This window comes from Enterococcus cecorum DSM 20682 = ATCC 43198 (assembly GCF_000407565.1).
Taxonomy (GTDB): domain Bacteria; phylum Bacillota; class Bacilli; order Lactobacillales; family Enterococcaceae; genus Enterococcus_E; species Enterococcus_E cecorum.
Genome location: NZ_ASWI01000003.1, coordinates 330001 through 355667 on the forward strand (window position 1 = coordinate 330001; position 25667 = coordinate 355667).

At 36.7% G+C, this 25667-nt stretch carries 26 protein-coding genes; 25 read left to right on the forward strand and 1 reads right to left on the reverse strand.

Going from position 1 to position 25667, the window contains the following annotated elements; translation table 11 throughout:
• Positions 1-55: 55 nt before the first annotated feature.
• From uidA to I567_RS02425, 12 genes are all read left to right on the forward strand, one after another.
• A complete protein-coding gene (gene uidA / locus I567_RS02370; protein WP_016250637.1) occupies positions 56-1855 on the forward strand; it encodes a beta-glucuronidase in 1800 nt (599 codons plus the stop codon).
• Positions 1856-1906: 51 nt separating this feature from the next.
• Positions 1907-2590, forward strand: a complete 684-nt coding sequence (locus I567_RS02375; protein ID WP_016250638.1) for a FadR/GntR family transcriptional regulator — start codon at positions 1907-1909, stop codon at positions 2588-2590.
• Positions 2591-2717: 127 nt separating this feature from the next.
• Positions 2718-4124 (forward strand): glucuronate isomerase, encoded by a 1407-nt coding sequence (gene uxaC, locus I567_RS02380; protein WP_016250639.1) that lies wholly within the window; start codon positions 2718-2720, stop codon positions 4122-4124.
• 1 nt (position 4125) lies between these two features.
• Positions 4126-5193 (forward strand): mannonate dehydratase, encoded by a 1068-nt coding sequence (uxuA, locus tag I567_RS02385; protein WP_016250640.1) that lies wholly within the window; start codon positions 4126-4128, stop codon positions 5191-5193.
• Positions 5181-6020, forward strand: coding sequence for an SDR family oxidoreductase (locus I567_RS02390; RefSeq protein ID WP_016250641.1), 840 nt, complete (start codon positions 5181-5183; stop codon positions 6018-6020). Before uxuA ends, I567_RS02390 begins: the two co-directional genes overlap by 13 nt.
• A gap of 3 nt (positions 6021-6023) precedes the next feature.
• The gene (locus tag I567_RS02395) at positions 6024-6818 is read left to right on the forward strand and encodes an HAD family hydrolase (RefSeq protein ID WP_016250642.1); all 795 of its coding nucleotides are present in this window, start codon (positions 6024-6026) and stop codon (positions 6816-6818) included.
• 11 nt (positions 6819-6829) lie between these two features.
• A complete protein-coding gene (locus I567_RS02400) occupies positions 6830-8614 on the forward strand; it encodes a glycoside hydrolase family 3 protein (protein WP_016250643.1) in 1785 nt (594 codons plus the stop codon).
• A gap of 197 nt (positions 8615-8811) precedes the next feature.
• Positions 8812-10314, forward strand: coding sequence for a gluconokinase (locus I567_RS02405; RefSeq protein ID WP_016250644.1), 1503 nt, complete (start codon positions 8812-8814; stop codon positions 10312-10314).
• Positions 10315-10399: 85 nt separating this feature from the next.
• Positions 10400-11161, forward strand: coding sequence for a MurR/RpiR family transcriptional regulator (locus I567_RS02410; RefSeq protein WP_226994598.1), 762 nt, complete (start codon positions 10400-10402; stop codon positions 11159-11161).
• 9 nt (positions 11162-11170) lie between these two features.
• The gene (locus I567_RS02415; RefSeq protein ID WP_016250646.1) at positions 11171-11866 is read left to right on the forward strand and encodes a MurR/RpiR family transcriptional regulator; all 696 of its coding nucleotides are present in this window, start codon (positions 11171-11173) and stop codon (positions 11864-11866) included.
• A 207-nt stretch (positions 11867-12073) separates the two neighbouring features.
• Positions 12074-13738, forward strand: coding sequence for an alpha-glucosidase (locus tag I567_RS02420; RefSeq protein WP_016250647.1), 1665 nt, complete (start codon positions 12074-12076; stop codon positions 13736-13738).
• 1 nt (position 13739) lies between these two features.
• Positions 13740-15161 carry a PTS transporter subunit EIIC gene (locus tag I567_RS02425; RefSeq protein WP_016250648.1) on the forward strand — a complete coding sequence of 474 codons (1422 nt, stop codon included), beginning with the start codon at positions 13740-13742 and terminating at the stop codon, positions 15159-15161.
• Positions 15162-15442: 281 nt separating this feature from the next.
• Here the strand turns inward: I567_RS02425 and I567_RS02430 are convergent, their stop codons facing one another.
• Entirely contained in the window at positions 15443-15844 is a 402-nt protein-coding gene (locus I567_RS02430; RefSeq protein WP_016250649.1) for a type II toxin-antitoxin system HicB family antitoxin, read from the reverse strand.
• 485 nt (positions 15845-16329) lie between these two features.
• Here I567_RS02430 and I567_RS02435 point away from each other — a divergent pair, with 485 nt between their 5' ends.
• From I567_RS02435 to pepF, 13 genes are all read left to right on the forward strand, one after another.
• Positions 16330-16539 (forward strand): helix-turn-helix transcriptional regulator, encoded by a 210-nt coding sequence (locus I567_RS02435; protein ID WP_016250650.1) that lies wholly within the window; start codon positions 16330-16332, stop codon positions 16537-16539.
• Positions 16523-16984, forward strand: coding sequence for a hypothetical protein (locus I567_RS02440; protein WP_016250651.1), 462 nt, complete (start codon positions 16523-16525; stop codon positions 16982-16984). The genes I567_RS02435 and I567_RS02440 overlap by 17 nt, the downstream gene beginning before the upstream one ends.
• A 120-nt stretch (positions 16985-17104) precedes the next feature.
• On the forward strand, positions 17105-17635 hold the full coding sequence (locus I567_RS02445) for a DUF6773 family protein (protein ID WP_016250652.1): 531 nt from the start codon (positions 17105-17107) through the stop codon (positions 17633-17635).
• 3 nt (positions 17636-17638) lie between these two features.
• Positions 17639-18070: a hypothetical protein gene (locus I567_RS02450; RefSeq protein WP_016250653.1), complete on the forward strand. Its 432-nt coding sequence runs from the start codon at positions 17639-17641 to the stop codon at positions 18068-18070.
• Between the two features lie 169 nt (positions 18071-18239).
• Complete coding sequence (locus I567_RS02455; RefSeq protein WP_016250654.1) at positions 18240-18488, forward strand: AbrB/MazE/SpoVT family DNA-binding domain-containing protein; 249 nt, start codon at positions 18240-18242, stop codon at positions 18486-18488.
• Positions 18489-18806: a type II toxin-antitoxin system RelE/ParE family toxin gene (locus tag I567_RS02460; protein WP_016250655.1), complete on the forward strand. Its 318-nt coding sequence runs from the start codon at positions 18489-18491 to the stop codon at positions 18804-18806.
• Positions 18807-18963: 157 nt separating this feature from the next.
• Positions 18964-19836: a helix-turn-helix domain-containing protein gene (locus I567_RS02465; protein ID WP_016250656.1), complete on the forward strand. Its 873-nt coding sequence runs from the start codon at positions 18964-18966 to the stop codon at positions 19834-19836.
• A gap of 89 nt (positions 19837-19925) precedes the next feature.
• Positions 19926-21188, forward strand: a complete 1263-nt coding sequence (locus tag I567_RS02470; RefSeq protein ID WP_016250657.1) for an ATP-binding cassette domain-containing protein — start codon at positions 19926-19928, stop codon at positions 21186-21188.
• An 11-nt stretch (positions 21189-21199) separates the two neighbouring features.
• Positions 21200-21499 carry an ATP-binding cassette domain-containing protein gene (locus I567_RS13020; RefSeq protein WP_080637640.1) on the forward strand — a complete coding sequence of 100 codons (300 nt, stop codon included), beginning with the start codon at positions 21200-21202 and terminating at the stop codon, positions 21497-21499.
• 40 nt (positions 21500-21539) lie between these two features.
• Positions 21540-21710 (forward strand): hypothetical protein, encoded by a 171-nt coding sequence (locus I567_RS12610; protein ID WP_154656935.1) that lies wholly within the window; start codon positions 21540-21542, stop codon positions 21708-21710.
• Between the two features lie 62 nt (positions 21711-21772).
• Entirely contained in the window at positions 21773-22624 is an 852-nt protein-coding gene (gene ispE, locus I567_RS02475) for a 4-(cytidine 5'-diphospho)-2-C-methyl-D-erythritol kinase (protein ID WP_016250660.1), read from the forward strand.
• A 75-nt stretch (positions 22625-22699) separates the two neighbouring features.
• Complete coding sequence (locus I567_RS02480) at positions 22700-23698, forward strand: competence protein CoiA (RefSeq protein ID WP_016250661.1); 999 nt, start codon at positions 22700-22702, stop codon at positions 23696-23698.
• Between the two features lie 41 nt (positions 23699-23739).
• Positions 23740-25557 (forward strand): oligoendopeptidase F, encoded by a 1818-nt coding sequence (gene pepF / locus I567_RS02485; RefSeq protein WP_016250662.1) that lies wholly within the window; start codon positions 23740-23742, stop codon positions 25555-25557.
• Positions 25558-25667 lie beyond the last annotated feature (110 nt).

A 25667-nucleotide genomic window follows, 5' to 3' on the forward strand; every position in this document is an offset into this window, starting at 1 on the left:
GAGGGTGTGACTGATTCTGTTGCATCCTTTTTCAATAATGAGAGGAGAATATATTATGTTATATCCAAAGAATACAAAAACTAGAACAAGTATCGACTTAAATGGTGTTTGGAATTTTCAATTAGGGGAACATTTTGCAGAAAAAAGGCTAGAGGGTAAAGAAGTGATGGTTGTACCTTCGTCATTTAATGATGTGATTGTCGATAATGATAAGCGAAATTATATTGGCGATTTTTGGTATGAACGTCAAATAGCCGTTCCCGATGTTGATGAAAATCAAGAGCTCGTTTTGCGATTTGGCTCAGTGACGCATCGGGCAACGGTATATGTGGAAGGATACCAAATTGGTGAACATATTGGGGGCTTCACTCCGTTTGAATGTGTGATTCCTGCTAAACTTTACGATGGGAAGAGCCATTTACGTGTGACCATCCAAGCAAATAATAAACTTGATTTTTCGACCCTTCCAGTGGGAAATTATGTAGAGGAGAAACAAGTGGATGGGACCATTCGAAGCAAGGTTTATGAAAATTTTGACTTCTTTAACTATGCGGGGATACATCGACCAGTGAAATTAATCATCAGACCAAAAACGCATTTACAAGACATTACGATTTTTAGTGATTTATCAGATGATTTATCGGAGGCTACTGTTCATTTTGAGTATCAAATTGAGGGAGATTACGATGAGTTGAAGATTGATATTATCGATGAAATGGGACAAGTAGTAGCTGAAATGGAAAATAATCAAGCAATCATTTCTGATGTGCATCTTTGGGAAGTTTTGAATGCATACTTGTATACTGCACGAATTCACATAATCAAATCAGGGAAGACGATTGATTGTTATGAAGAAGAGTTTGGTATACGAAAAGTTCGAGTAGCTAATGGACAATTTTTGATTAATGAAAAGCCATTTTATTTTAAAGGATTTGGAAAGCATGAGGATACTTATATTAACGGAAGAGGTCTAAATGAAGCAGCAAATTTAATGGATTTAAATTTATTAAAAGAAATTGGGGCAAATTCATTTAGAACTTCGCATTATCCTTATTCAGAAGAAATGATGCGTTTAGCAGATCGGCTAGGGATTGTTGTGATTGATGAGGTGCCAGCTGTTGGTTTATTCCAAAACTTTAATGCAGCATTGGATTTGATGAATCAAACTACGGCTAAGGGGAATACTTGGGATAATATGGAAACGCATCAAGCACATGAACAAGTGATTCGCGAATTGGTCGCTCGCGATAAAAACTATGCTTGTGTGGTCATGTGGGTTGTAGCTAACGAACCAGCCTCTCATGAAAAAGGTGCTAAAGACTATTTTGAGCCTTTAATAAAACTTTATAAAACTTTGGATCCGCAACAACGTCCAGTAACGTTAGTGAATATTATGAATGCAGGGCCTCACGAAGATGAAGTAGCAGACTTACTAGATGTTCTTTGTTTGAATCGTTACTATGGATGGTATAAAAATCATGGAGATTTAGCAAAAGCTGAAGTTGGCTTACGAGAAGAATTGTTAGCGTGGCAGAAAAAATATCCAGAAAAGCCAATCGTGATGACTGAATATGGTGCGGATACTTTACCAGGTTTGCATTCGATGTGGGAGATTCCCTATACTGAAGAATATCAGATGGGTTACTATGAAATGAGTCATAAAGTTTTTGATGAAATTTCTCATCTAGTAGGAGAGCAAGTTTGGAATTTCGCTGATTTTGAAACTAATGTGATGTTAATACGAGTGAAAGGCAACCATAAAGGATTGTTTTCTAGAAATCGAGAACCTAAGCAAGTGGTGCGCAGTTTTAAAAAACGTTGGACGGAGATTCCTAACTATGGCTATAAACAATAAAAGGGTTACATGATATAATAGTCCTATAATTAGAAATGAGGGTGGATTATTATGTCAAAATCATTAGTAGAGCAAACAACTGACCGCCTATTAGATTTAATTAAGGAAAAAGACTATCAAGTAGGCGATAAGCTAATGAATGAGTATGAGTTAGCTGAAGCATTGGATGTCAGTCGTAGTACCATCCGCGAAGCTGTTCGTAGTTTAGCTACTCGCAATGTTTTAGAAGTAAGACAGGGATCCGGTACCTATATAAGCCCCAAAAAAGGTGTATCAGAAGATCCGTTGGGTTTTTCGCTTGTCAAAGATGTAGCTAAATTGACCGCTGATTTGTTTGAATTACGTTATTTATTAGAACCTAGAATTGCGGAATTAGTGGCGAAACGTGCAACTGCAGAAGAAGTGGCACAACTAGAAAAGATTGTTTTTGAAATTGAGTCGGCAATTGAACGGGAAGATCCTAAACATTTAGAACTAGATGTCGAGTTTCACTCAATGTTAGCGCGAATGAGTGGAAATATTGCAATGGATAATTTGCTGCCGGTCATTAATCAGTCTATTCATTTGATTAATGCGAATTACACAACACGTAAGATGAAAAGTGATACCCTTCATTCTCATCGTCGCATTTTAAAAGCCATCCAAGAAAAAGATCCTGTTACTGCGTATGATGAAATGATGTTTCACATGCTTTCGGTTAAGAATAATGCATTTTCATCTGATGAATATTTATAAAAAGAGCGGAAAAAGAGAAAATTCGCTCTTTTTTTGCCTAATTCATTGACAAATCATCTGATGAATTGTATAGTTAAATTGTAAATCGCTTCCAATGAAAATAAAACAAAGAGAAAGGACGGTCCGCATGACTTTTAACGATGAAAACTTTATGTTGAAAAATGAACCTGCAAAAAGGCTCTATCAAAAAGTCAAAGATCAACCTATTTTTGATTTTCACTGTCATTTGAGTCCAAAAGAAATTTATGAAGATCAAGTATTTGAAGATATTGTTGATTTATGGCTAGGAGGAGATCATTATAAGTGGCGTTTGATGCGAGCATATGGCGTTCCTGAAAAAGAGATTACCGGCCCTAGTGATAAATTAACCAAATTCAAAGCCTGGGCGAAAACAGTCAGTCATGCTTATGGCAATCCACTTTATCACTGGAGTCACTTGGAGTTAAAAAATGTTTTTGGCATCACTGATTTATTAACAGAAGAAAATGCTGAAGAGATGTATCACAAGTTAAATCAGATTATTCATGACAAGAAATTGAGTCCAAGAAAATTAATCCAAATGAGCAAGGTGAATTTTATTGGAACAACAGACCATCCACTAGACGATTTAGTGTGGCATGAAAAAATCATGCAAGATATAGATTTTCATGTTGAAGTTGCACCGACTTTCAGGCCTGATGAAGTTTTTGTTGAGCATACCAATTTTAATGAATTTATTTCGCGACTAGCTGAGGTAACCAACCAGAAGATTCATAGTTTTAGCGATGTCTTGTCTGCTTTAGAAGAACGCGTGAAATACTTTGTTGAACATGGGTGTAAAGCGAGCGATATTAGTTTTGGAGAAGTGGTATTTGAAAAGGTCAGTCAAGTACAATGTGACGAAATTCTAAAAAAACGTTTGGCCAATCAGTATTTAACGCTATTAGAAGTGAGACAGTGGCAAAGTGCAATATTTAAAGAGCTATGCCGTTTATATCATCAATATGGTTTAGTCACTCAAGTTCATTTTGGTGCCCTTCGCAATAATCATACGCAATTATATTCTAAGATTGGTCCAGATTGTGGCGTTGATTCGATGGGGGAACAAATGTATTTGACACAGAATCTAAATCTATTATTAGATGATTACGCTCGAAGCAATCAGTTACCTAAGATGATTTGGTATAATTTAAATCCGATTTATAATATCCCGCTAGCCAATACTTTAGCGAATTTCCAAGTGAATAATCATGGTATAAAAAGTCAATTGCAATATGGGGCGGCTTGGTGGTTTGCGGATACAAAATTAGGCATGATAAATCAAATGGAGACACTTGCAGAACAAGGGATGCTCGCAAACTTTGTCGGGATGTTAACAGATTCAAGAAGTTTCTTGTCCTATCAACGTCATGATTATTTTAGAAGAATTTTATGTACACTTGTTGGTACTTGGATTGAAGAAGAGGAAGTGCCAGCAGATTTTGAAAAATTAGGTCAGTTTGTAGCCGATATTTGTTATGATAATGCGCTACATTTTTTCAAGGGGGAAGTTTAGAATGCAGATGACATTTAGATGGTATGGTAAAGATGATCCAGTAACGCTAGAAAATATTCGCCAAATACCTGGAATGGAAGGAATTGTTTCGGCGATTTATGATATTCCAGTCGGCGAAGTTTGGCCACAAGAGAGAATCCATACTTTAAAAGAAGAAGTGGAATCTCATGGGCTAAAATTATCAGTGATTGAAAGTGTACCCGTTCATGAAGATATTAAATTAGGCCGTCCGACACGTGAACGCTTGATTGATAATTATAAGCAAACGATTCGCAATCTTGCAGCGGAAGATATTCGAATTATTTGTTATAACTTTATGCCCGTATTTGACTGGACTAGAACTGATTTGAATTATGAATATCCAGATGGTTCACATGCTTTGATTTTTGATGAAGAAGTATCGAAAAAGATGGATCCGGTCAATGGTGAGTTGGCTTTACCAGGTTGGGATGCTAGTTATACCAAAGAAGAAATGGCTGCAGTGATTGATGCTTATAAAGAAGTGGACGAAGAAAAGCTTTGGGAAAACTTGGCATACTTTATTAACGAAATCATTCCAGTAGCTGAAGAAGTTGGGGTAGAGATGGCGATTCATCCCGATGATCCTCCTTATTCAATTTTTGGCTTACCACGGATAATCACTGATTTAGATGCAGTGAAACGTTTCTTGGATTTATATGATAGCAAAGCAAATGGTGTGACTTTATGTGTGGGTTCGTTTGCTTCTGATCCTAAAAATAATCCCATTGAAATTTTACGATACGCTCTTTCAAGAAATCGGGTGAACTTTATGCACGCTAGAAATATTCGCCTAGGACAGGGTAAATCTTTCAAAGAGTGTGCGCATCCATCAAAATATGGCTCCATTGATATGTATGAAGTGATTAAAGCCTTATACGAATATCGCTTTACAGGGCCAATTCGTCCAGACCACGGTCGGATGATTTGGGGTGAAACCGGTCGTCCAGGATATGGTTTATATGACCGTGCTTTAGGTGCAACTTATCTATATGGTTTGTATGAAGCTATAGTAAAAGAAAACGAGGAGGAAAAAGAATGGGAAAAGTAATTGAATTTAAGGATAAGGTAGTGGTCATTACAGGAGCTGGGGGTGTCATTTGCGGTTACTTGGCTAAAGAGTTCGCTAAAGCTGGTGCCAAGGTTGCTTTACTAGACTTAAATGAAGCCGCTGCCCAAAAATATGTGGATGAAATTACAGCTGAAGATGGAGTAGCTAAAGCCTATCAAGCCAATGTATTAGACAAAGCAAATTTAGAAGCTGTAAAGGAGGCTGTGTTAGCTGACTTTGGTGCAATAGATATATTAATTAATGGCGCAGGAGGAAATAATCCAAAGGCTACAACTGATAATGAATTTCATGAATTGGATTTACCAGCTGAAACCAAGACATTCTTTGACTTAGATAAATCAGGGATCGAATTTGTTTTTAATTTAAACTATCTTGGAACCCTTTTACCAACTCAAGTTTTTGCCAAAGAAATGGTTGGAAGAAAAGGTGCGAATATTATCAATATTTCTAGTATGAATGCTTTCACGCCGCTTACGAAAATTCCAGCTTATTCCGGAGCAAAGGCCGCAATTAGCAACTTTACCCAATGGTTAGCCGTTCATTTTTCAAAAGTTGGCATCCGTTGTAATGCAATTGCGCCGGGTTTTTTAGTGACCAATCAAAATCGAGGATTGTTATTTGATGAGTCTGGCGAACCAACGGCACGTGCGCATAAGATTTTGATGAATACGCCAATGAATCGTTTTGGAGAAGCAGAAGAATTAGTCGGAGGTGTTTTCTTCTTAGCTGATGAATCGATGGCAAGTTTTGTTAATGGTGTGATTTTGCCAATTGATGGTGGATTTGCGGCATATTCAGGGGTGTAATAGATGACAGGAAAGTTTGTATTTTGTATTGATTCAGATGGCTGTGTAATGGATACCATGACTTATAAACACCAATTGTTTTTTGGACCTTTAGCAGTAGATGTTTTTGAAGTGAAAAATCGTGAGGCCTTCTTACAAGAGTGGGACCGGGTGAATCTATTTTCTAGAACACGCGGCGTGAATCGTTTCGTAGGACTAGTGATGGGTTTAGAATATGCTGGGGTAAAGAATATCGAAAATTTAAAAGCTTGGGTAGAACATACACCTCAATTGTCTAATGCTAGCCTAGAAGCACAAATTGCGCAAAATCCAAGTGAAGATTTAAAAAAAGCCTTAGTTTGGTCTAATGCAGTCAACCAACATATTCATGATTACAAAGGCGATACTCATACTTTTGAAAGCGTTCCAGAAAGTTTAAAAAAATTGCATCAGCTTGGAAAAATTTGGATTGTTAGTTCAGCAAATAAAGAAGCCGTACAATCAGAATGGCAAGAACACGGCTTGATGCATTATGTGGATGTCTTATTTTGTCAAGATAAAGGAAAGAAAGAAGATGCCTTGGCACAACTATTGACTGAAGGCTACACACATTCAGAAATACTGATGATAGGCGATTCTCCAGGAGATTTAAAAGCTGCTGAAGTGAATCAAGTAGGCTTTTATCCGATTTTAGTTGGTAAAGAAAAGCAATCCTGGACGCGTTTAGCCGAACAAGTAGCTAGTGATTTTGTGAATCAAGCATTATCAAAAGAAGATTATCAAAGTTATGCAGATGAATTTTGGCATAATTTGGATTAGGAGGGATATTTTTGACACATTTAGTTGATTTGACAAAAAAGCCTTATAACTTGAGTGAAGAGGATGTTCAATGGGTAGAAAAGACAATTAGTCAAATGTCTTTAGACGAAAAGATTGGTCAACTTTTTGTAAATATGGGTTCTAGTCGTAGTGAAGAATATTTAACCGATATGGTGCAAAACTATCATATTGCGGCAGTTCGCTATAATCCTGCAAAAGCTAGTGAAGTCTATGACCAAAATTATATTTTACAAACCAAAAGCAAAATTCCTTTGTTAATTGCAGCTAATACCGAAGCTGGAGGAAATGGTGCTTGTGTCGATGGTACAGAGGTTGGCAAAGAGATTAAAATTGGGGCTACAAACGATGTGCGCTATGCTTATGAAATGGGACGAGTGTCTGGGGTAGAAGCTTCAGCAATTGGTTGTAACTGGTCTTTTGCACCGATTGTAGATTTGAACCGTAACTGGCGTAATCCGATTATTTCTAGTCGTTCTTGGAGTAAAGATGTAGATACGGTTTTACAAATGAGTTTGGCTTATATGAAAGGCATTCAAGAAAGTGGAATATTACCTGCAGCGAAGCATTTTCCAGGAGATGGAGTGGATGAACGTGATCAACATTTATCTTTTTCTGTAAATAGCTATTCTACTGAAGAATGGGATAATACGTATGGAAAAATTTACCAAGGTTTAATTGATGCAGGCCTTCCTTCAATTATGGCAGGGCACATTCAATTGCCAAGCTATGAACAGTATTTTCATCCGGAACTGACAGATGAAGACGCGCTTCCAGCAACTCTTTCAAAGCCTCTGTTGGATGAATTATTGCGCGGAAAATTAGGTTTTAACGGTCTAGTTGTAACAGATGCGTCCCATATGTTGGGGATGTCCTCGATTATGTCGCGACGTGAAGTATTGCCAACTGCAATTGAAGCAGGATGTGACTTATTCTTATTCTTTAATGATCCGGATGAAGATATGGCTTATATGAAAGAAGGTTATCTGAATGGATTGTTGTCTGAAGAACGCTTACATGATGCTCTTCGTCGTTCCTTAGGATTGAAGGCAAAATTAGGACTTCATAAGAAAGTAAAGGAAGAAATTTTGCCACCAAAACAAGAAGCGATGTCCAAAATTGGTTTACCGGATAATAGGGCAATTTTTAGAGAAGTAGCAGATAAATCAATTACATTAGTCAAAGATAAACAAAAAAATATTTTTCCAATTAGCCCTCAACGCTATCCACGAGTACTATTGGTTCCGGTGAAAGGGATTGAAGGCGGATTTGGTGCTCTAATTAATGCAGGGAAACCCAAGGCAATTGAATTATTTAAAGAACTATTAGAAGAAAAAGGATTTCAGGTTACCATTTGGCAAGATATCGAAACGAAAATAAAAAATATGCCACCGGAAGAACAACGTCAAGCGCTAAGCAATGTCTATGCACAAAAACGTCCAATCGCTGACTTAACAGATAACTATGATTTGATTATGAATGTAGCAGACATTAATACGGGAGCTACGACCCAACGAATCATTTGGCCGGCCTCCAAGGGAACACCAGACATTCCATTTTATGTACATGAAGTCCCAACTATCTTTATCTCACTGCAATGCCCTTATCATTTAGCCGATGTGCCACAAGTGGGGACTTACATCAATGCTTATGACGGAAACTTAGTCACTTTAGAAGAACTACTAAAGAAATTAATGGGAGAATCAACTTTTAAAGGAACTGATCCGGTAGATGCTTACTGTGGATTAAAAGATACGTATATTTGGCGTGGAAAATAACAAGTCTTAATTAAGTTGTAATAATAATAGTATGCTAAAGCAGGTTGTACAATTGTCAGCCTGCTTTTGTACGCTTTATTGATTATAAGAATCTTCTTAGATAGCCGTAAATAGATAGAAGGTTGAGGATTTTCTTGTAACCTTTAGTAGAATTTGTACAATAGAAGTAAGAAGAATTCAGATATGGAGGAATGTAATTGAGCAAGCAAAATAAGTACTATTTAGGGGTGGATATTGGGACTACTTCGACCAAGGCGGTTCTTTTTGGTCAGAGGGGTCAGATGGGCAAGACGTTTCAAAAAAGTTATCCATTAATAACCGATTTGACGGGAAAAGCGGAACAAAATCCGTATGAAATCTTACAAGCGGTGAAGGAAGTGATGGGTGCGGCCTTCCATTCAGCTAAAGAAAACAAGCAAACAATCATAGGTGTTGGGTTTTCTGCTGCAATGCATAGTTTGTTGTGTCTAGATGAAAATCGCCACGTGCTCCATCCACTAATTACTTGGGCCGATACACGTGCGCAAAAACAAGTCGAAGCGCTAGGCAAAAGAGCAGATATTTCAGAGATTTGTGCTAGAACAGGTGTACCTAACCATCCGATGACGCCTCTGAGTAAAGTGTGTTATTTACGCGAGGAGCATCCGACACTTTTTGCTCAAACTCGTTATTTTGTGGGCATCAAAGAATATGTTCTCGGTCAGCTGACCAATCATTGGATGGTCGATGAATCGCTGGCAGCAAGTACAGGCTATTATCATCTGCAAAATCATGATTGGGATGAAGAACTGTTATCTTTAGCAAGTATTAACCGCAAACAATTGTCCGAAATTGTGCCTAGCACAACGCAACTATCTTTAAGTGAGGCGATGCTTGCTGAGTGGCAGTTAGCAGAAAGTCCGCAAATCATCGTGGGAGCGAGCGATGGGGTGTTATCCAATCTTGGTATTCAAGAATCTTTGACCAATCAGTTAGTCATTACCGTGGGCACGAGTGGCGCTGTCCGCAAAATCATTGAAACCAAAACACCTCAAGCAAGTCAGGGCCTCTTTTTATATCCGTTAGCCCAAGATTTCTTTGTCGAAGGAGGCGCGGTGAATAATGGTGGCGTGATTTTTCAATGGTTAAAAGAACAATTTTTTGCTGGTAAAGATTATCCGAGTTTATTACAAAAAATGACGAAAGTACCTGCTGGAAGTCATGGTTTGCTTGTTTTACCACATTTCTTTGGAGAACGTGCCCCCTATTTTCAAGCAAACCTTCGTGGAAATATCTTAGGTTTAAATCACAATCATACCAAAGAAGATATTTTGAAAGCCACGATGGAAGGCATTATTTTGAACTTGCGGCAAATTGTGCAGCGCTTAGATGATAAATATGGACCTTCTAAGCAGATTTGTCTAACGGGAGGGATGACGAATAATACAGTGATTCCTCAGCTTTTTGCGGACATTTGTCAAAAGGAGATTGTCGTGATGGATTGTCCGGAAAGTTCCTGTAAAGGGGCGGCGATGTTGGCGATGAAAGCTTGCGACAAGTTAACGGCTTTCCCAGCTTTGCCAAATTCTACGCACATCTACACCCCAGATGAGACTTGCGCAGCTATTTATAATCAACTTGACCAGCTATTTTCACAGGCGGTCCCTCAAATTTTGTCTATCAACCAACAGCTCACTCACTTCCAGCAACATTTCTCTTAAATCTTAAAGGCTTTTCCACGGGAGAAGTCTTTTTTTGTCTGCTCTTTTTTTGGTGAAAAGTGTATAATGAGAAAGTAGAAGAGTGATGAGAGAGGAAATTGGCAAAATGGAATTGACGAATAAAATCAATCGGAATTATCATAAATTTAATGAGTCTGAAAAGCAAATTATTCATTATTTAAAATCGCGTCATTTTCAAATAAAAGAGATGAATGCTCAGAGTTTAGCTAAGGAAAGCTTTGTATCTAGAACGACAATTTTCCGTTTTTTAAAGAAACTCGATATTGATAGTTTTGCAGAATTTAAATATTTGTTAGCTAAAGAAAATAGTCAGCCAGTAAAAGAAAATTCACAAATATTTGATGTTATTTCAGGTTATCATAATTACATTGATCAAGTATATACAAAACTAAAATTAAAGCCGATTATTTCTTTATTGAAACAGTCACAGACGCTCTATCTTTTTGGTACTGGCAACGAGCAAAAATTAGAAGTGGAATATATGCGCCAGTTATTTACTTCGATTGGCAAAAAAGTAATCGTTATTTTTGATTTAGGTGAATTTGACTATGCAAAGGGATTATTTCAACCAGAGGATTTATTTATTTTGTTGTCATATAAAGGTGATTCGCCAGAGTGTGTACAGATGATTAATGAAGCAAAAGTATCAAATATCCAAACATTAGCCATTACTAGAACTTCTCATAATTTAATGAGTCAGGTGGCCCATCATCAACTTTATGTGCCTACTGAATCCATCAATACCGCAACCAGACTAACTTATGAAATTTCGACCACTTTCTATTTTCTAATTGATCAGTTATTCTTAGGTTGTCTAGAAAGTTGAGGAAAAGAGATGCGAATACAAGATAGAATTCAAAAACATAAAGCAAAACTGACAAGTACCGATTGGATGATTTATGACTATCTGGATAAAAATCAAAAGGAACTTCCTGAATGGACAATGGAACGGATTGCTCAAGATTTGCACATTTCGACAACTACGCTCTTTCGCTTTTGCTCCAAATTGGAAATATCAGGCTTTTCAGAGTTAAAGGCAATCATAAAAAATGAATCACAAGCCATCTTAACGCAAGCAGATATTTCGCTGAATTACCATCAAGTCGTTGATTATATTTACGAATATGACACGCAAGAACTCTTTTTTCGGATGAATAGTAGTAAAAAGATATATATTTACGCCGATGGAGAAGTAGAACTTAGAGTAGCCAAGGAAATTCAGCGTATTTTTCAGCAAAGTAATTTTCAAATATATTTATTGCCCAATGAACTCGCCCTTACTTCAAGTCTAAAACAGTTGACCGATGAGCTTCTTTGGATTATCAAGTTGAGTGATGATGGTCAATTTCCTCTTGCACTGTATACTAATCATAAAGATATTTATAAAATTTTGCTGGCTCCGGCTCAAAAAGTAAATGTGGTTTTCGACGAATTGCTTTTTATCCCTAATGTGTATCGGAAAGAATTTAAGATGATTACCCCCTATATTTTAGCTTGCGAAATTCTTTATTTAAAATTGCATTTAGCTTAATTGGAGAATCCTAATTTGTTAGGGTTCTTTTTTGTGTCATTTTTTCATTTTGCGTAAAATCGTCTACTTTTGGTAACGTTTTTAGAAAAATCCTTCAATCCTTTGAAAACGTTAAACTTCCAAATTATAATGTGTTCATAAGATGAAAACGATATCGGAAAAGAAAATCTTAGAAATATATGAAGTAGTTAAAAGGAGCGAAATGATTTGAAAGAATGGTGGCAGTCAGAAATCATTTATCAGATTTATCCTCGGAGTTTTCAAGATAGTAATCAAGATGGTATTGGGGATATTCAAGGAATTATTCAACGACTAGATTATTTACATGAATTGGGGATTACTACAATTTGGATTAGCCCAATATTTGAGTCACCGATGGCAGATAATGGTTATGATATTTCGAATTATTTTGGGATTGCTAGTGAATTTGGGACAATGGAGGATTTTAAGGAGTTAGTTTTAGAAGCTAAAAAAAGACAAATTAAAATATTGCTTGATTTAGTAGTCAATCATACCTCAGACGAACATCCTTGGTTTCAACAAGCTTTAGCAAATCCACAGAGTAAATATCGTGATTACTATATCTTTAAAGCGGGGAAAAAACGTCCAAATAATTGGCGTTCAATTTTTGGAGGGAGCGTTTGGGAAAAATTACCTAACGAAGATATGTTTTACTACCATACTTTCCATAAAAAGCAACCTGATTTAAATTGGGAAAATCCGCAATTACGATCAGAAATTCATCAAATGATTATCCAATGGTTGCAAATGGGCATCGCAGGTTTTCGCGTGGACGCCATCACATTTATCAAGAAAGATTTATCCTTCAAAAGTATTGAGCCTGATGGTGTAGATGGATTAGCGAAATGTACAAAGGTCAGTCGTAATCAGCCAGGTATCGAGGTCTTCTTAAAAGAGTTACAAGAGAAATGCTTTCAACCATTCAAAGCAGTAACAGTAGCTGAAGCGCCGGGAGTCAACTATGATGAATTGGATCAATTTATCGGAAAAGACGGCTTTTTCTCCATGATTTTTGACTTTAAGGCAGCTGATTTAGATGTGAAGAGTGGCAGTGAATGGTTTAAGCCAGTTCAGTGGCAATTAAAAGATTTATACCAAAAAATTGAGAATTCACAATTAGCGATTCAAAAAGTAGGTTGGGGAGCACCGTTTATTGAAAATCATGATCAAAATCGGGCAACAAGTAAGTATCTAAAAGAGCACGCAACCAACCCTGCTGCTCAAAAAGCTTTGGCGTTAATGTATTTTTACTTATATGGAACATCGTTTATTTATCAAGGTCAAGAGATTGGGATGATTAATTTTCAACGTCATCATCTACAAGAATTTGACGATATTTCTTCCATTGATCAGTATCATCGAGGTATCCAGGAAGGGTTAACACCGGCGGAATCATTAGCGGTTATTAATTATCGTAGCCGTGATAATGCGCGAACACCGATGCAGTGGACGGATGAAACTTATGTTGGTTTTTCATCTGTTCGTCCGTGGTTAGCGATTACAGAACAATCAGCTATTCGTAATGTGGAAGCGCAGATGAAGGATGAGACAAGTTTATGGTATTTTTACAAAAAAATAATTGCTGTGAAAAAAATGCCTGAATATGCGACACTAACATTTGGAAAAATTGACTTTTTACCGCGCATGAATGAAGGAGTATTGCTATATCGACGTTACACAGAAGAAAAGTCTTTTTTAATTGTAAGTAATTTAACAAATAAAGAACAAATTATTCAATTAGATAAGCCGATTAAAGAATTGATTCTTAATAACGACGTCGGTTTTGAATTAATCGGAAAAGAATTGAAATTATCACCTTTTGCAGCTTTAGTATTACAGGAGGAAATTTAAAATGGTAGAAAATAAATATCAACATATTGCTGAAGAAATCATCAAAATTGTGGGTAAAGAGAATATCTTATCAGCGACTCATTGTGCGACACGGTTACGCTTAGTAGTAAAAGATCACGAAAAAATTGATACCAAAGCGATAGAAAATGTAGATGAAGTGAAGGGAACCTTTTTTAATAGTGGACAATATCAAATCATTTTAGGAACCGGAATTGTTAATAAAGTTTTTGAAGAAGTTGAAAAATTAGGCATCAAATCAGTGGATAAGGCAACTCAAGATAGTTATGTGAAATCACAAGAAAAAGGGATGAAAGCTTTGATGCGTACACTGGGTGATATCTTTGTACCAATTGTTCCCGTTATCGCAGCAACCGGTCTTTTCTTAGGGATAAAAGGGGTTATTTTTAATGATAATATTTTGGGACTATTTGGTTTATCGACGGCTATTTTCCCGGATTATTTAAATCAGTTAGTGAGTGTACTGACAGATACTGCTTTTGCCTTTTTACCAGCTTTAATCACGATGTCTGCTTTTAGAGTGTTTGGTGGCACGCCGATGATTGGGCTAGTTTTAGGTTTAATGCTTGTTTCACCTATTTTGCCTAATGCCTATTCAGTAGCTTCTGGTGATGTAAAACCAATTATGGTAGCGGGGGTCTTACCAGTGATGGGGGCACAAGGTTCGGTTGTTACAGCTATTTTGACTGGATTCTTAGGTGCAAAGTTAGAACGTAAATTACGCAAAGTCATGCCTAATTCTTTAGATTTGATTTTGACACCTTTTGTGACCGTATTAGTTATGATTATAGTTGCTTTGCTAGGTTTTGCGCCTATTGTTCACTGGTTAGAAACAGGGCTAATCGCTTTAACAAAAGGTTTAATGAACTTACCTTTTGGGATTGGTGGTTTCTTTGTTGGAGCGACTTATCCATTGGCAGTTATCACAGGGCTTCATCATATGTATGTTGTGATTGAAACCTCGTTATTGGCAAATACTGGATTTAACCAATTAATCACATTGTGTGCGATGTATGGCTTTGCGAATTTAGGATCATGTTTGGCTTTTTACACTTCTACCAAGCAGCATCGTGTCCGTCAAACGGTAATGGGAGCGTTTATGTCACAGTTGTTTGGAGTGAGTGAACCAGTCTTATTCGGGTTGCATTTACGTTATAATTTGAAACCGCTATATGTTATGCTTTTCTCATCCGGCTTAGGTGCAGCATTACTTTCAATCTTCCATATTTGTTCTAATTCATATGGACTAGCGGTATTACCTTCATATTTGATGTATATCTATCAAGGTTATCAAATTCTAGTTTACTTTATCATATCAGTAATAACCGTAGTAGTTTGTTATACATTAACCAAATTATCTGCAATTCCAGATGAAATTAAACAAGTTGATTCTAGTGAAAACTAATCAAATAACCTTTGCCAAAAATAGTTAAGAGCCTGTTTTTGGCAAAATACCTTATAGCTTCCTTCCTTTCGCTATGAGGTAGCTAAAATCGTTTCTATGTTGAGAGATATTTTCTTAGCATAGAAACGTTTTTTTGATTATAAACCCCGATAAATCAACTTTTAACTCAAAAATTTGCTTTTTAACCTTGGGAAAGTTAAAAGTAAAAAAATTGAGTTAAAAAGAAAAATACACGGAAATTGGTTGGCAAATCATTCCGTGTGTTTATGTTTTGAATACGTTTAGACACCTAACTTTTGCTTTAAGGCATCGGTTAAGGTTTGCGAAAAATTAATATTCTCTTTTTCAGCAAGAATATTTAACCATTCAGGAATAGAGGTATTTTTACGTACGATTTTTGCATGATTTTTCCGACGATATTCATTTAAATCAAGCGAGATCATTACGACAAAATCCTCATCACTTTTAAGGTGAATGTCTTTTGGTGAACTGGCTGGGGGTATTTGCGTTCGTTCATATAAGGCTAAACCTAATGCTGATTGTGCCATGATTACATCTTCTGGGATGTCTTCACCAAAAGTAATCGCTTCTGCTACATCAGGGAAAGTTACATTATATGTGTTGTTTTCAGGACTAAAAATTGCAGGATAAACAATGATTGGGCTTTTTCCATAAAAAATCACTCCTCATAAAAAATGCGATTATTGCTTAATGCCAGCTTATTTCCAAATACTTTTTACTGTACAAATTGGAAATGTCTTTTCGATTACCGTTCTATTTGTAAAAGGATTGTAGAACTTTATATGACTGCCATTTTAATCAATTTTAAAAAATCCGGTCCTCTTCAGTATTTTCACAAGTTCTCTCACTTTTTTGTCACTATACTTCCCTTCATTCATCATACGCAAAATTACGCAAATGTTCAATTTTTTGTGCTCATATATTGATTACGCAGAATCATTCAAAAAGCGTTTTTCAGAAATGAATATGTATCAGAATTTTTACAGAATATTCGCAGATTAGCCTAATTTTTTACAGATTAGCAATGGTAATAGATAAGCTTGGCAAAAGAATACCAAAAATCATTTTTGTCACATATATTTGACACTCATTAAGAAACACGTTATACTATAAATGTCACATATAAATGACAATAGAGGGGATTAGGATGAATCGCGTCAAACAATATCGTCAAACAGCCGGCTTCTCTCAAGCAAAATTGGCTGAGCAAGTCGGTGTAGCTAGACAGACGATCAATTTAATCGAAAATGATAAATATAATCCGTCGCTTGATTTGTGTATACGTCTAGCAAAAACATTACAGACGGACTTAAATGCATTGTTTTGGGAAGGCGAAGTAGATGAAGAAGTGGAATAGTTTAACGTTAAATCAACAAAAAGAAGTCTTAATTTGTACGAATATATTTTTGTTTTTTACCCTGTTTGGCGTTATTTTTATTGCTTTGAAAATGTCCATTTACCTCATTTTTTGGACTTTTTACTTAGCCATTTTGGGATTGTTGGATTATGCTTATTTGATTTATCGCAAAAAGGCTATTTTTAATAAAATCACGATGATTAAAGAGCTGCTAGATATTCCACTGACAGAGATGAGAATGGTTATTCAAGGGACTCGGTTTGATTTGATGAATTGGGATTATAAAAATACCCCTATTTCACGTAAAAACTTGTTTAGATTGGAAGAGTATATGGAAGATCGCTATTTTCTTGCATTTCATGAACGATATCAAAAAGAGGTCGCTGAACAAAAATTAGCGGAGAGGCAAGCGGCGGAAAATGGTCTAGCGGGGATTGTTGAATAAGAATAAGTAAGGATTCTTTCAAATAAAGATAGACGATTCATGGTAAATGGATTCCGTTAATAGGCTTTAGCTAAAGTATGGAAAACAATCATGAAGGCAATTTTTAAGAAGGTGAAGTAGATGAAACATAAAGAAACATGGATGGAAAAAATGATTAAACGATTTTACGGCATTTCGGGAGTACTGGACGAATATCGGTTGCAGGAAATCAGACGTATCGGAAATAACGCTTTTATCTTTTTGTTCTATTATATCCTGCTGTCAAACGTTTTCGCAGTCATATTAATGGGCAGAGTTGGTGCCGAAACGTTATTATTTGGTCTTTGTGTGATTAATGCCTTAGTGACGGCAGGAGGAGTTGGTGGCTACGTGCTTTATCAAATCCATAAGCTAGAGTTGGCACAAATCGAAGTCACAGAAGAGCAACGCATACCAATGCAAAGGAAATATGCTGTCAGATATGCTTTATCTGGTATTTGTTTTGGCGTGCTGATGACAATTTTTAATGGCTTGCAATCCAATCAAGGTTTTGTCACTGAGGTGTTTTCACTAAAGAGTTTGGTCCTATTTGTATTTGAGGTGGTTTTCTTTGGTGGCAGTATGTATCTTCTTATTCGCTATCGGATGAAAAAAATAAGAAATGAGGAATAAGCAATGAAAAAAAGTGCGCGTTGGACAAGACAACAGAAAATAGATGGATTAATCGATGTTATTTTTATGCTGATTTTTCTTCTTTGCCTAATGCTATTAAAATATTTGGGCATCTCAACTTCTTTTTTATGGCCAATTCTTCTTTTTCCGTGGATGATTAATGGAACGCTTAGAAGAAAAAGAATGTTTCGTGAAGTGACTGTGATTATGGAACTTTTGGATATTCCGGTTGCTGAATTGCGAAAGGTGTTAGGTTTTGGAAGCTATGACTTGACAGAATGGGATGAAAAGAGAACGTTAATCTCACTTCCGAATTTGTATCGGTTGGTTGATTATGTGGAAGAACGTTATTTTCTAGCCTTTCATGAACATTATAATAAAGAAGCAGCTGCAAAGAAATTAGCTGAAAAGCATGCGGCGGTAGTTTCAGAATAAAAAGAAAATTTGACTGGTAGTTGAGTTTCAACTGCCAGTTTTTGCATATCTGGGATAGATACTTATAATCGTCCCATTATAGGAAAAGTATCTTAGGTTTTTATTTGATATTAATGTTATAACAAGTTATAATTTTAGTATCAGATTTTATATGATTGGAGTGAATTGGATGGAAGAGATGAAAGTTAGAAAGATTGGTAATAGTGTAGGGGTCATTTTGCCGAAAGAATTTGGTTTACATCCGGGAGATATTTTAAGTTATCGTCGAGAGAATCATTTATTAATCATTGATACGAGTTTAGCAGCACTCGAGCATGATCGTGAACTGATTGAAGAAAGTTTTGCAGATTTTAAAAAAGGATTAGTAGTTTCAGAAGAGTCACTCAAGATGAAATTTGGTAAATATGGGTGGCAATAGATGGGAGAATTTCAAATAGTTTATTCAGAAGGATTTTCAATAAGCTTAGAGCAGATTATCTTTCAATGGGAAAATGAATTAGGAATTTCTCAGGAAAAAATTCAGCAGTTTGTAACTTCGATACAGCGCTCATTAAACTTAGCTGCTGTTTTTCCACAAATGTATGAAGAAGTTTCAGATATTTATCATTTTAACCAACCTACTTATCGGATTGTTATCGGCAAGAGTTATGCATTGTTTTATCGTATAAGTGAGGTAAAAAAAGAAATCTATGTTGGACGTATATTTCAAACAAAACAATTCAAAGTACGATTTTAGCATTTGACTGGTAGTTGATTTTCAGCTGCCAGTTTTTTGCATATCTGGGACAAATAAATATCCGTAAATAAAAAATGTCATATAGTGGAATTCAAACGTAAACTGGATTATTCCATGCTATACTCTAGCTAAGAATAATTGGAAGAGAGGGTTGCATATGTTTGACACAACTGAGATGGGGGTATTGTTTAAAAAGTTTAGATTATCCAAAAAATTAACGTTAAAAGATGTGGCGGGGGATTTTTTATCGGTTTCTTTTCTTTCTAAATTTGAACGGGGCGAATCAGAAATCTCCTTGTCGCGCTTCTTACTCTTGCTTGAAAGGTTGGATGTGAGCATTGAGGAATTCTATGGTATTTTAGCTAATGAACGAGCTACTGCTACTGAGAAACTATTAGATAAGGTCAGCTCAGCGTTTTATCAAGGAAATTCTTTTGCGCTAGAGAAATTTTATCAAGCCGAAATGAAAAAATATGAGGAAAGCAAACAAAAAACTTTTCTATACAATGCAATTATGATTGAGTCCTTTTTGGTCAATCTCACCAATCAACCTATAGCAAATGAAAAAATGATGGCAATTTCTGATTACCTCTTTTCAATTGAACAGTGGGGCAAGCGTGAATTAATTATTTTTGGCAATAGTTTGACTGCGTTAAATGATAAAGTGATCGAGGCTTTAGCGCGTGAAATTCTCTTTAAGACCACGCTTTTTGGAAGTAATGAAGCAAATCAAAAGGCCAGAATAGAGCTGTTAATCAATATTGTGGCCATTTTTTTAGAAAGAGATTTATTGGATTTAGCAAAGAATTACTTAGAACTTCTACAACAACTGAGGATTCCGGAAACAGCACTTTATGATCGCATGGAATATCAATTTGTTTTGGGAATCTACTTATTTAAGTCGGGTAAAAAAGAACAAGGAAAGCAAAAAATGATGGCAGTTTTAGCTACCCTCAAAACATTAGAAGCTGAAAATTTAAGATTAGCTCATGAGCGTGTTTATGAGGAATTAATCAATTCCACTATATGACAATTTTTAAACAATCTGTTAAACATACCTTACACTAAGCCTATGGAAGATTAACTTCTATAGGTTTATTTTAGTGGAGGTCAAGGATTATGAAAAAATATCTATTCGCCTATAAATTTGAAAATCTAGTATTGATGCTACTTTTGGCATTGCAGTCAGCTAATCTCGTATTGGCATCAGTCATGCTGTCTGTGATGACCGATGCATTGGTGAAAAAAGATTTTTATGGCTTTCTCTTCTGGATAGGGTGTAATTTGGCGACATACTTAGGCTATTTGTTGCTGATTTATGTGTGTACCGTTTTTCAGACATGGTTAATACAGAAGATGAGTATCTTGATTCGCAATGATTATTTGCAAAAAATGCAGCAGGCACCTTTTCAAAGTTTTAAGCAAAAGGATCAAGGAGAGCACTTGTCGATTTTAAACAATGATATTCAAATTATTGAACAATCAGGATTTGCAAGTTTTTACAGTTTGCTATCAACGGTTTTTACCACGCTTTTTTCAATTGTAGCGTTATTAAATTTTGATTATCGGATTGTTGTTTTGACAATTGGGTTAACGTTAGCGCTGACTTATTTACCACAACCGTTTGCTAAGAGGATGGAGCGTGTGATGGGCGATTTTTCTATAGCGAATGAAGGCTTTGTGGCGGCAATGACCGATCAATTAGCGGGGTATTCGACGTTATATTATGCTAGTCAAAAGCAAGTAATTAGTCAACAGTTTTTGAAAATCATGCGTCACTTCATGGCTGAAAAGATGAAATTTACCAAAAAAAGTACCGCAATTGAAGTTGTGATGGCACTCTTTTCAATTATCGGTCAAGTTGGCGTGTTATTGCTGACGGGTTTGCTCATTGCGTTAGGCCAAATTTCGATTGGGGCGATTTCTTCGGTGGGACAAATTGCGGGAAATATTTTTAATTCACTAACGACTTTTAATCAGTTGCGTGTCTCGATGGCATCAGTACGGCCGATATTTCAAAAGTTTCATTCAGAAAGCCAGGTACAACGTCGTGAATTTACCGGAAACTTCAAGCAAATTCAATTGGAAAAAGTGGGTTATCAGTTTGGCAACCATGCTGTATTTACCAATTTATCTTTAAACTTGGAACGTGGGAAGAAATATGCCATTGTTGGGCAGTCTGGCAGTGGCAAATCAACTTTACTTGCATTACTATTAGGGAATTTACGCGATTATCACGGCAAAATCTTTTATAACGAGACGGATTTACAGACGTTAGATGAAAATAGTCTGCTAAAAAGAATCAACTTTGTGGGCAATCAGACGCATATTTTTCAGGATACTTTGCGAAACAATTTAACTTTGTGGGATGAAAAAAAATAACAGATGAGCAGTTGATTTACCTGTTAGAACAAATGAATTTAACCGATTTTCAAAATAAGTTAGCTGAATCAATCAATGAACATTCACTTTCAACTGGGCAAAAACAGCGCATTGGTCTCATTCGTGCCTTGTTGCATCCGCGTGAGATTTTGATTTTAGATGAAGCTTTAGCCAATTTAGATCAGCAAAATGCCCAGAAAATTGAGCAACTGTTCTTGCAACAATCGGATTTAACCTATCTAACCATTACCCATCATCTAACACCTGAACGTACAGGCTGCTTTGATGAAGTCGTGTGTTTGGAAGCGTGAAAAAGGATAAACTGTGGTAAAATGGCGATAGAAATGAGGGATGATGGATAAAAAAATAGAGATTTTAAATTTTGAAAAAGAAGCGGCATTAAAATATCTGCAAGAAACAATCGATGCCAATTATTTGGAAATGAAGAAAGGTAACTATTATACGCTAGATGAATTGGAGCAAGCATTGTTCTATGATACACCTCACAACACGCGCGACTAGGCAAGCAGGCGTCCTCTATGTTAAAATGGACAACAAAGAGTCTAAAGAGATAGGTGAGGCCGATGGAAATTTACGAAAAAGCCCCAGCGAAGATTAATCTTGGACTGGACGTATTATACAAAAGAGCAGATGACTATCATGAGCTTAAGATGGTAATGGCTAGCGTGGATTTGGCTGACCATTTGAAGATTGAGTCCTTGCCAACTGATGAGATTATTGTCACAAGTAATAAAGCCTTTTTGCCGGTCGATAAGCGCAATAATGTCTATCAAGCCGCAGAAATTTTAAAGAAACGTTATCAGATTCAAAAAGGGGTCAAAATCACGATTGAAAAACGCATTCCGGTAGCAGCTGGTTTGGGCGGTGGTAGTAGTGATTGTGCCGCAGCCTTACGTGGATTGAATCGTTTGTGGGACTTAGGATTATCCATGGATGAGTTAATCGAAATCGGCATGCAAGTGGGTACCGATGTGCCGTTTTGTTTGCATGGGACGACCGCAAAAATCAGTGGTAAAGGCGAAATTGTGGAACCCATTGTCTCGATGCCGCAGTGTTGGGTGGTTTTGGTCAAGCCTAGAATCAGTGTATCGACCCGCAAAATCTTTCAAATCGTGGATGCGACCCAGCTTGAGCATGTGCCGATTGATGATTTGATTGCCGCGATTGAAGCCCAAGATTATCAGGCGATGATTGCAAATATGGGCAATAATTTGGAAAGTGTGACGATTCAAAAATATCCTGTTGTGCAAAAAATGAAAGATAAAATGTTGAAATTTGGTGCCGATGTGGCGATGATGAGTGGCAGTGGTCCGACTGTCTTTGCTTTATGTCAGAAATATTCGCGTGCCCAAAGAATCTACAATGCCCTCAAAGGTTTCTGTGAAGAAGTTTATCTTGTGCGGACCTTACCATAATTAAAAAGAGAAAATTTTGTTTGACGACAAGGTTTTCTCTTTTTTTTGCGTATTTATTAAGTAGAGGTGATGTCGATGCTTTTGGCGATGAATGAACAGCAAATCATGACTTATGCGCATCAAGCAAAGCGCAGTCAACATTATTTTTGTCCCGCTTGTAAGCAGCAAGTTCAGTTAAAACGAGGCAAGCATAAAATTGCTCATTTTGCCCATTTCAAACACCAGGCTTGTGAGAGTTTTAGTGAAGGAGAGACGGCCGAGCATTTACGCGCCAAAAATCAGCTTTATCAATGGTTGTTACAGCAAAATTTGCCCGTACAGATGGAGGCTTATTTGCCACAATTAAAGCAGCGACCGGATCTTTTAGTAGGAAAAATTGCCATAGAAATGCAGTGTTCACCATTATCTACTACACGTTTTCAGGAGCGTAATCAAGGCTATTTTTCTGAAAATTATCATCCCTGGTGGCTAGTGGGACGCAAATTGCAGCCTAAAAAACATCAATTACATCCTTTGATGAAGGCGATGATTTGTCGTGGTAGAAAACAAACGGCTTTTCAATTTTATGGATTGGATGAAAAGCGCAATGTCCTTTTATACTATAGTAATCTTCGTTGGCATTATCGTCGTGGGTATTTTTATGATTGCAAAGAGCTTCCTTTGGCTGATTTAAAGTTGAAGTCAGTGTTTCAATTGCAGTTACCACCTGTACAGCCTTTTTCGTGGACGGTGAAAGAATATCAGTTTTATTTGCAAGATCAGTTGTTTCATCGGCAGCAACATATCATGGATTTACAAGAATTTTGTTATCTTCATCAGCACAATCTTCTCGCTTTACCTGGTTGGTGCTATTTATCAAGTCCTTATCACGTCTTGTTTGAGCATGATTTGTTGATTTTACGGATGTTGTATTTACAGACAGACAACTATCCGTCTTGGCTGAAAGCATTAAAAAACTTTTCTTTTACTTGGGATTATCCGTTTTTGAATCAAGCAGAAATATTAGAGGAAATCTTTATCGAATGTGAAAAATTAAGTGCAAACCTTTTTTCAAATGAGAGAGATGTGTTATAATACTTAGAGATGATTAAAATTTAATTATACGAGGTGTTTGTATGTCAGAAACAAAACAATTACCATTACGTTCTGAAGTACCAGAAGAATTAACTTGGGACTTATCTGTCATTTTTAAAGACGATGCAGCCTTTGAAGAAGCATTTGCCGCATTGAATGATCGTTTGGCAGAAGTAGGCAACTATCAAGGAACACTAGCCAATGGTGCCAAAGCCTTTTTAGCTGCTTTAGAATATTGCTTAGATGTGATGCGTCAATTAGAAACGCTTTATGTTTATTCTCATTTACGCAATGACCAAGACACTACCAATGCGACAGATCAAGCCTTGCATTCACGTGCCAATGCCTTAGTTGCTAAAGCTAGTGAAGCCATTGCCTGGTTTGAACCGGAAGTATTGTCTTTAGAGGATGCAAAAATTTGGGGTTATTTCGATGAATTACCAGAATTAAGTCTTTATCGCCATTATATCCAACAAATCGTGGACAATCGCGAACACATTTTACCAGCTGAGCAAGAAGCATTATTAGCTGGTGCCGGTGAAATTTTTGGCGCTGCAGCAGATACTTTCTCTGTTTTAAACAATGCTGACCTAGAATTTCCGGTGATTGAAGATGAAAAAGGCGAAAAAGTCCAATTATCTCATGGCGTATATGGTCAATTATTAGAAAGCACTGATCGTCGTGTACGTAAAGATGCCTTTGAAGGTTTATATAAAGTGTACCAACAATTTGCGCGTACCTTTGCATCCACTTTAAGTACCAATGTGAAACGCCATAACTATGCTGCAAAAGTACGTCATTTTGAATCTGCCCGTCAAGCAGCATTAAGTGGCAATCATATTCCTGAAAGTGTGTACGAAACTTTAGTCAGCGTGGTTAATGAAAACTTACCATTGTTACACCGCTACATGGCTTTGCGCAAACGTTTATTAAACTTAGATGAAATGCACATGTACGATGTCTACACACCACTTTTAGGTGAAAGTTCATTGAAATATACTTATGAAGAAGCCACCAAAGAAGCCTTCAAAGCATTAGAACCAATGGGCGAGGAATACTTAGCTGTGGTGAAAGAAGCTTTTGAAAACCGCTGGATTGATGTGGTGGAAAATAAAGGTAAACGCAGTGGGGCTTATTCATCAGGTTGCTATGATACCAATCCATACATCTTGTTAAACTGGCATGACACCCTAGACCAATTATTTACTTTGGTTCATGAAATGGGCCACTCTGTTCATAGTTACTTCACACGCAAAAATCAACCATATGTATACGGTGATTACTCGATTTTCTTAGCTGAAATTGCGTCTACAACGAATGAAAATATCTTAACTGAATATTTATTAGAAACACAAAAAGATCCTAAAGTGCGTGCCTTTGTCTTAAATCATTATCTAGATGGCTTTAAGGCAACTGTTTTCCGTCAAACCCAATTTGCAGAATTTGAACACTTTATTCATGTGGAAGATGCAAAAGGTACCCCATTAACTGCTGAATTCTTAAATGATTATTATGGCAACTTGAACAAACGCTACTATGGCGATGCAGTAACAAGTGATCCACAAATCAGCTATGAATGGTCACGTATCCCTCACTTCTACTACAATTATTATGTTTATCAATATGCAACTGGCTTTAGTGCTGCCTCTGCCTTAGCGAAGAAGATTCTAAGCAAGGAAGAAAATGCCTTAGAAAACTACTTGAACTATCTAAAAGCTGGTAATAGTGACTACCCAATCGAAGTCATGAAAAAAGCCGGCGTAGATATGACTAAAGCAGATTATCTAAAAGAAGCCATGCAAGTCTTCGCACAACGCCTAGACGAACTAGAAGCACTAGTAAGTGAGCTAGAAAAGTAAAATTAAGGTCGTGAAGCAGCTTGGTAAGACATGAAGAAATTCGTGTGCTTACCTTCCATTGAGAAAATCGGATGAAAGGAGATTTTCTCAAGTGGGAGGGCGAATTTCAC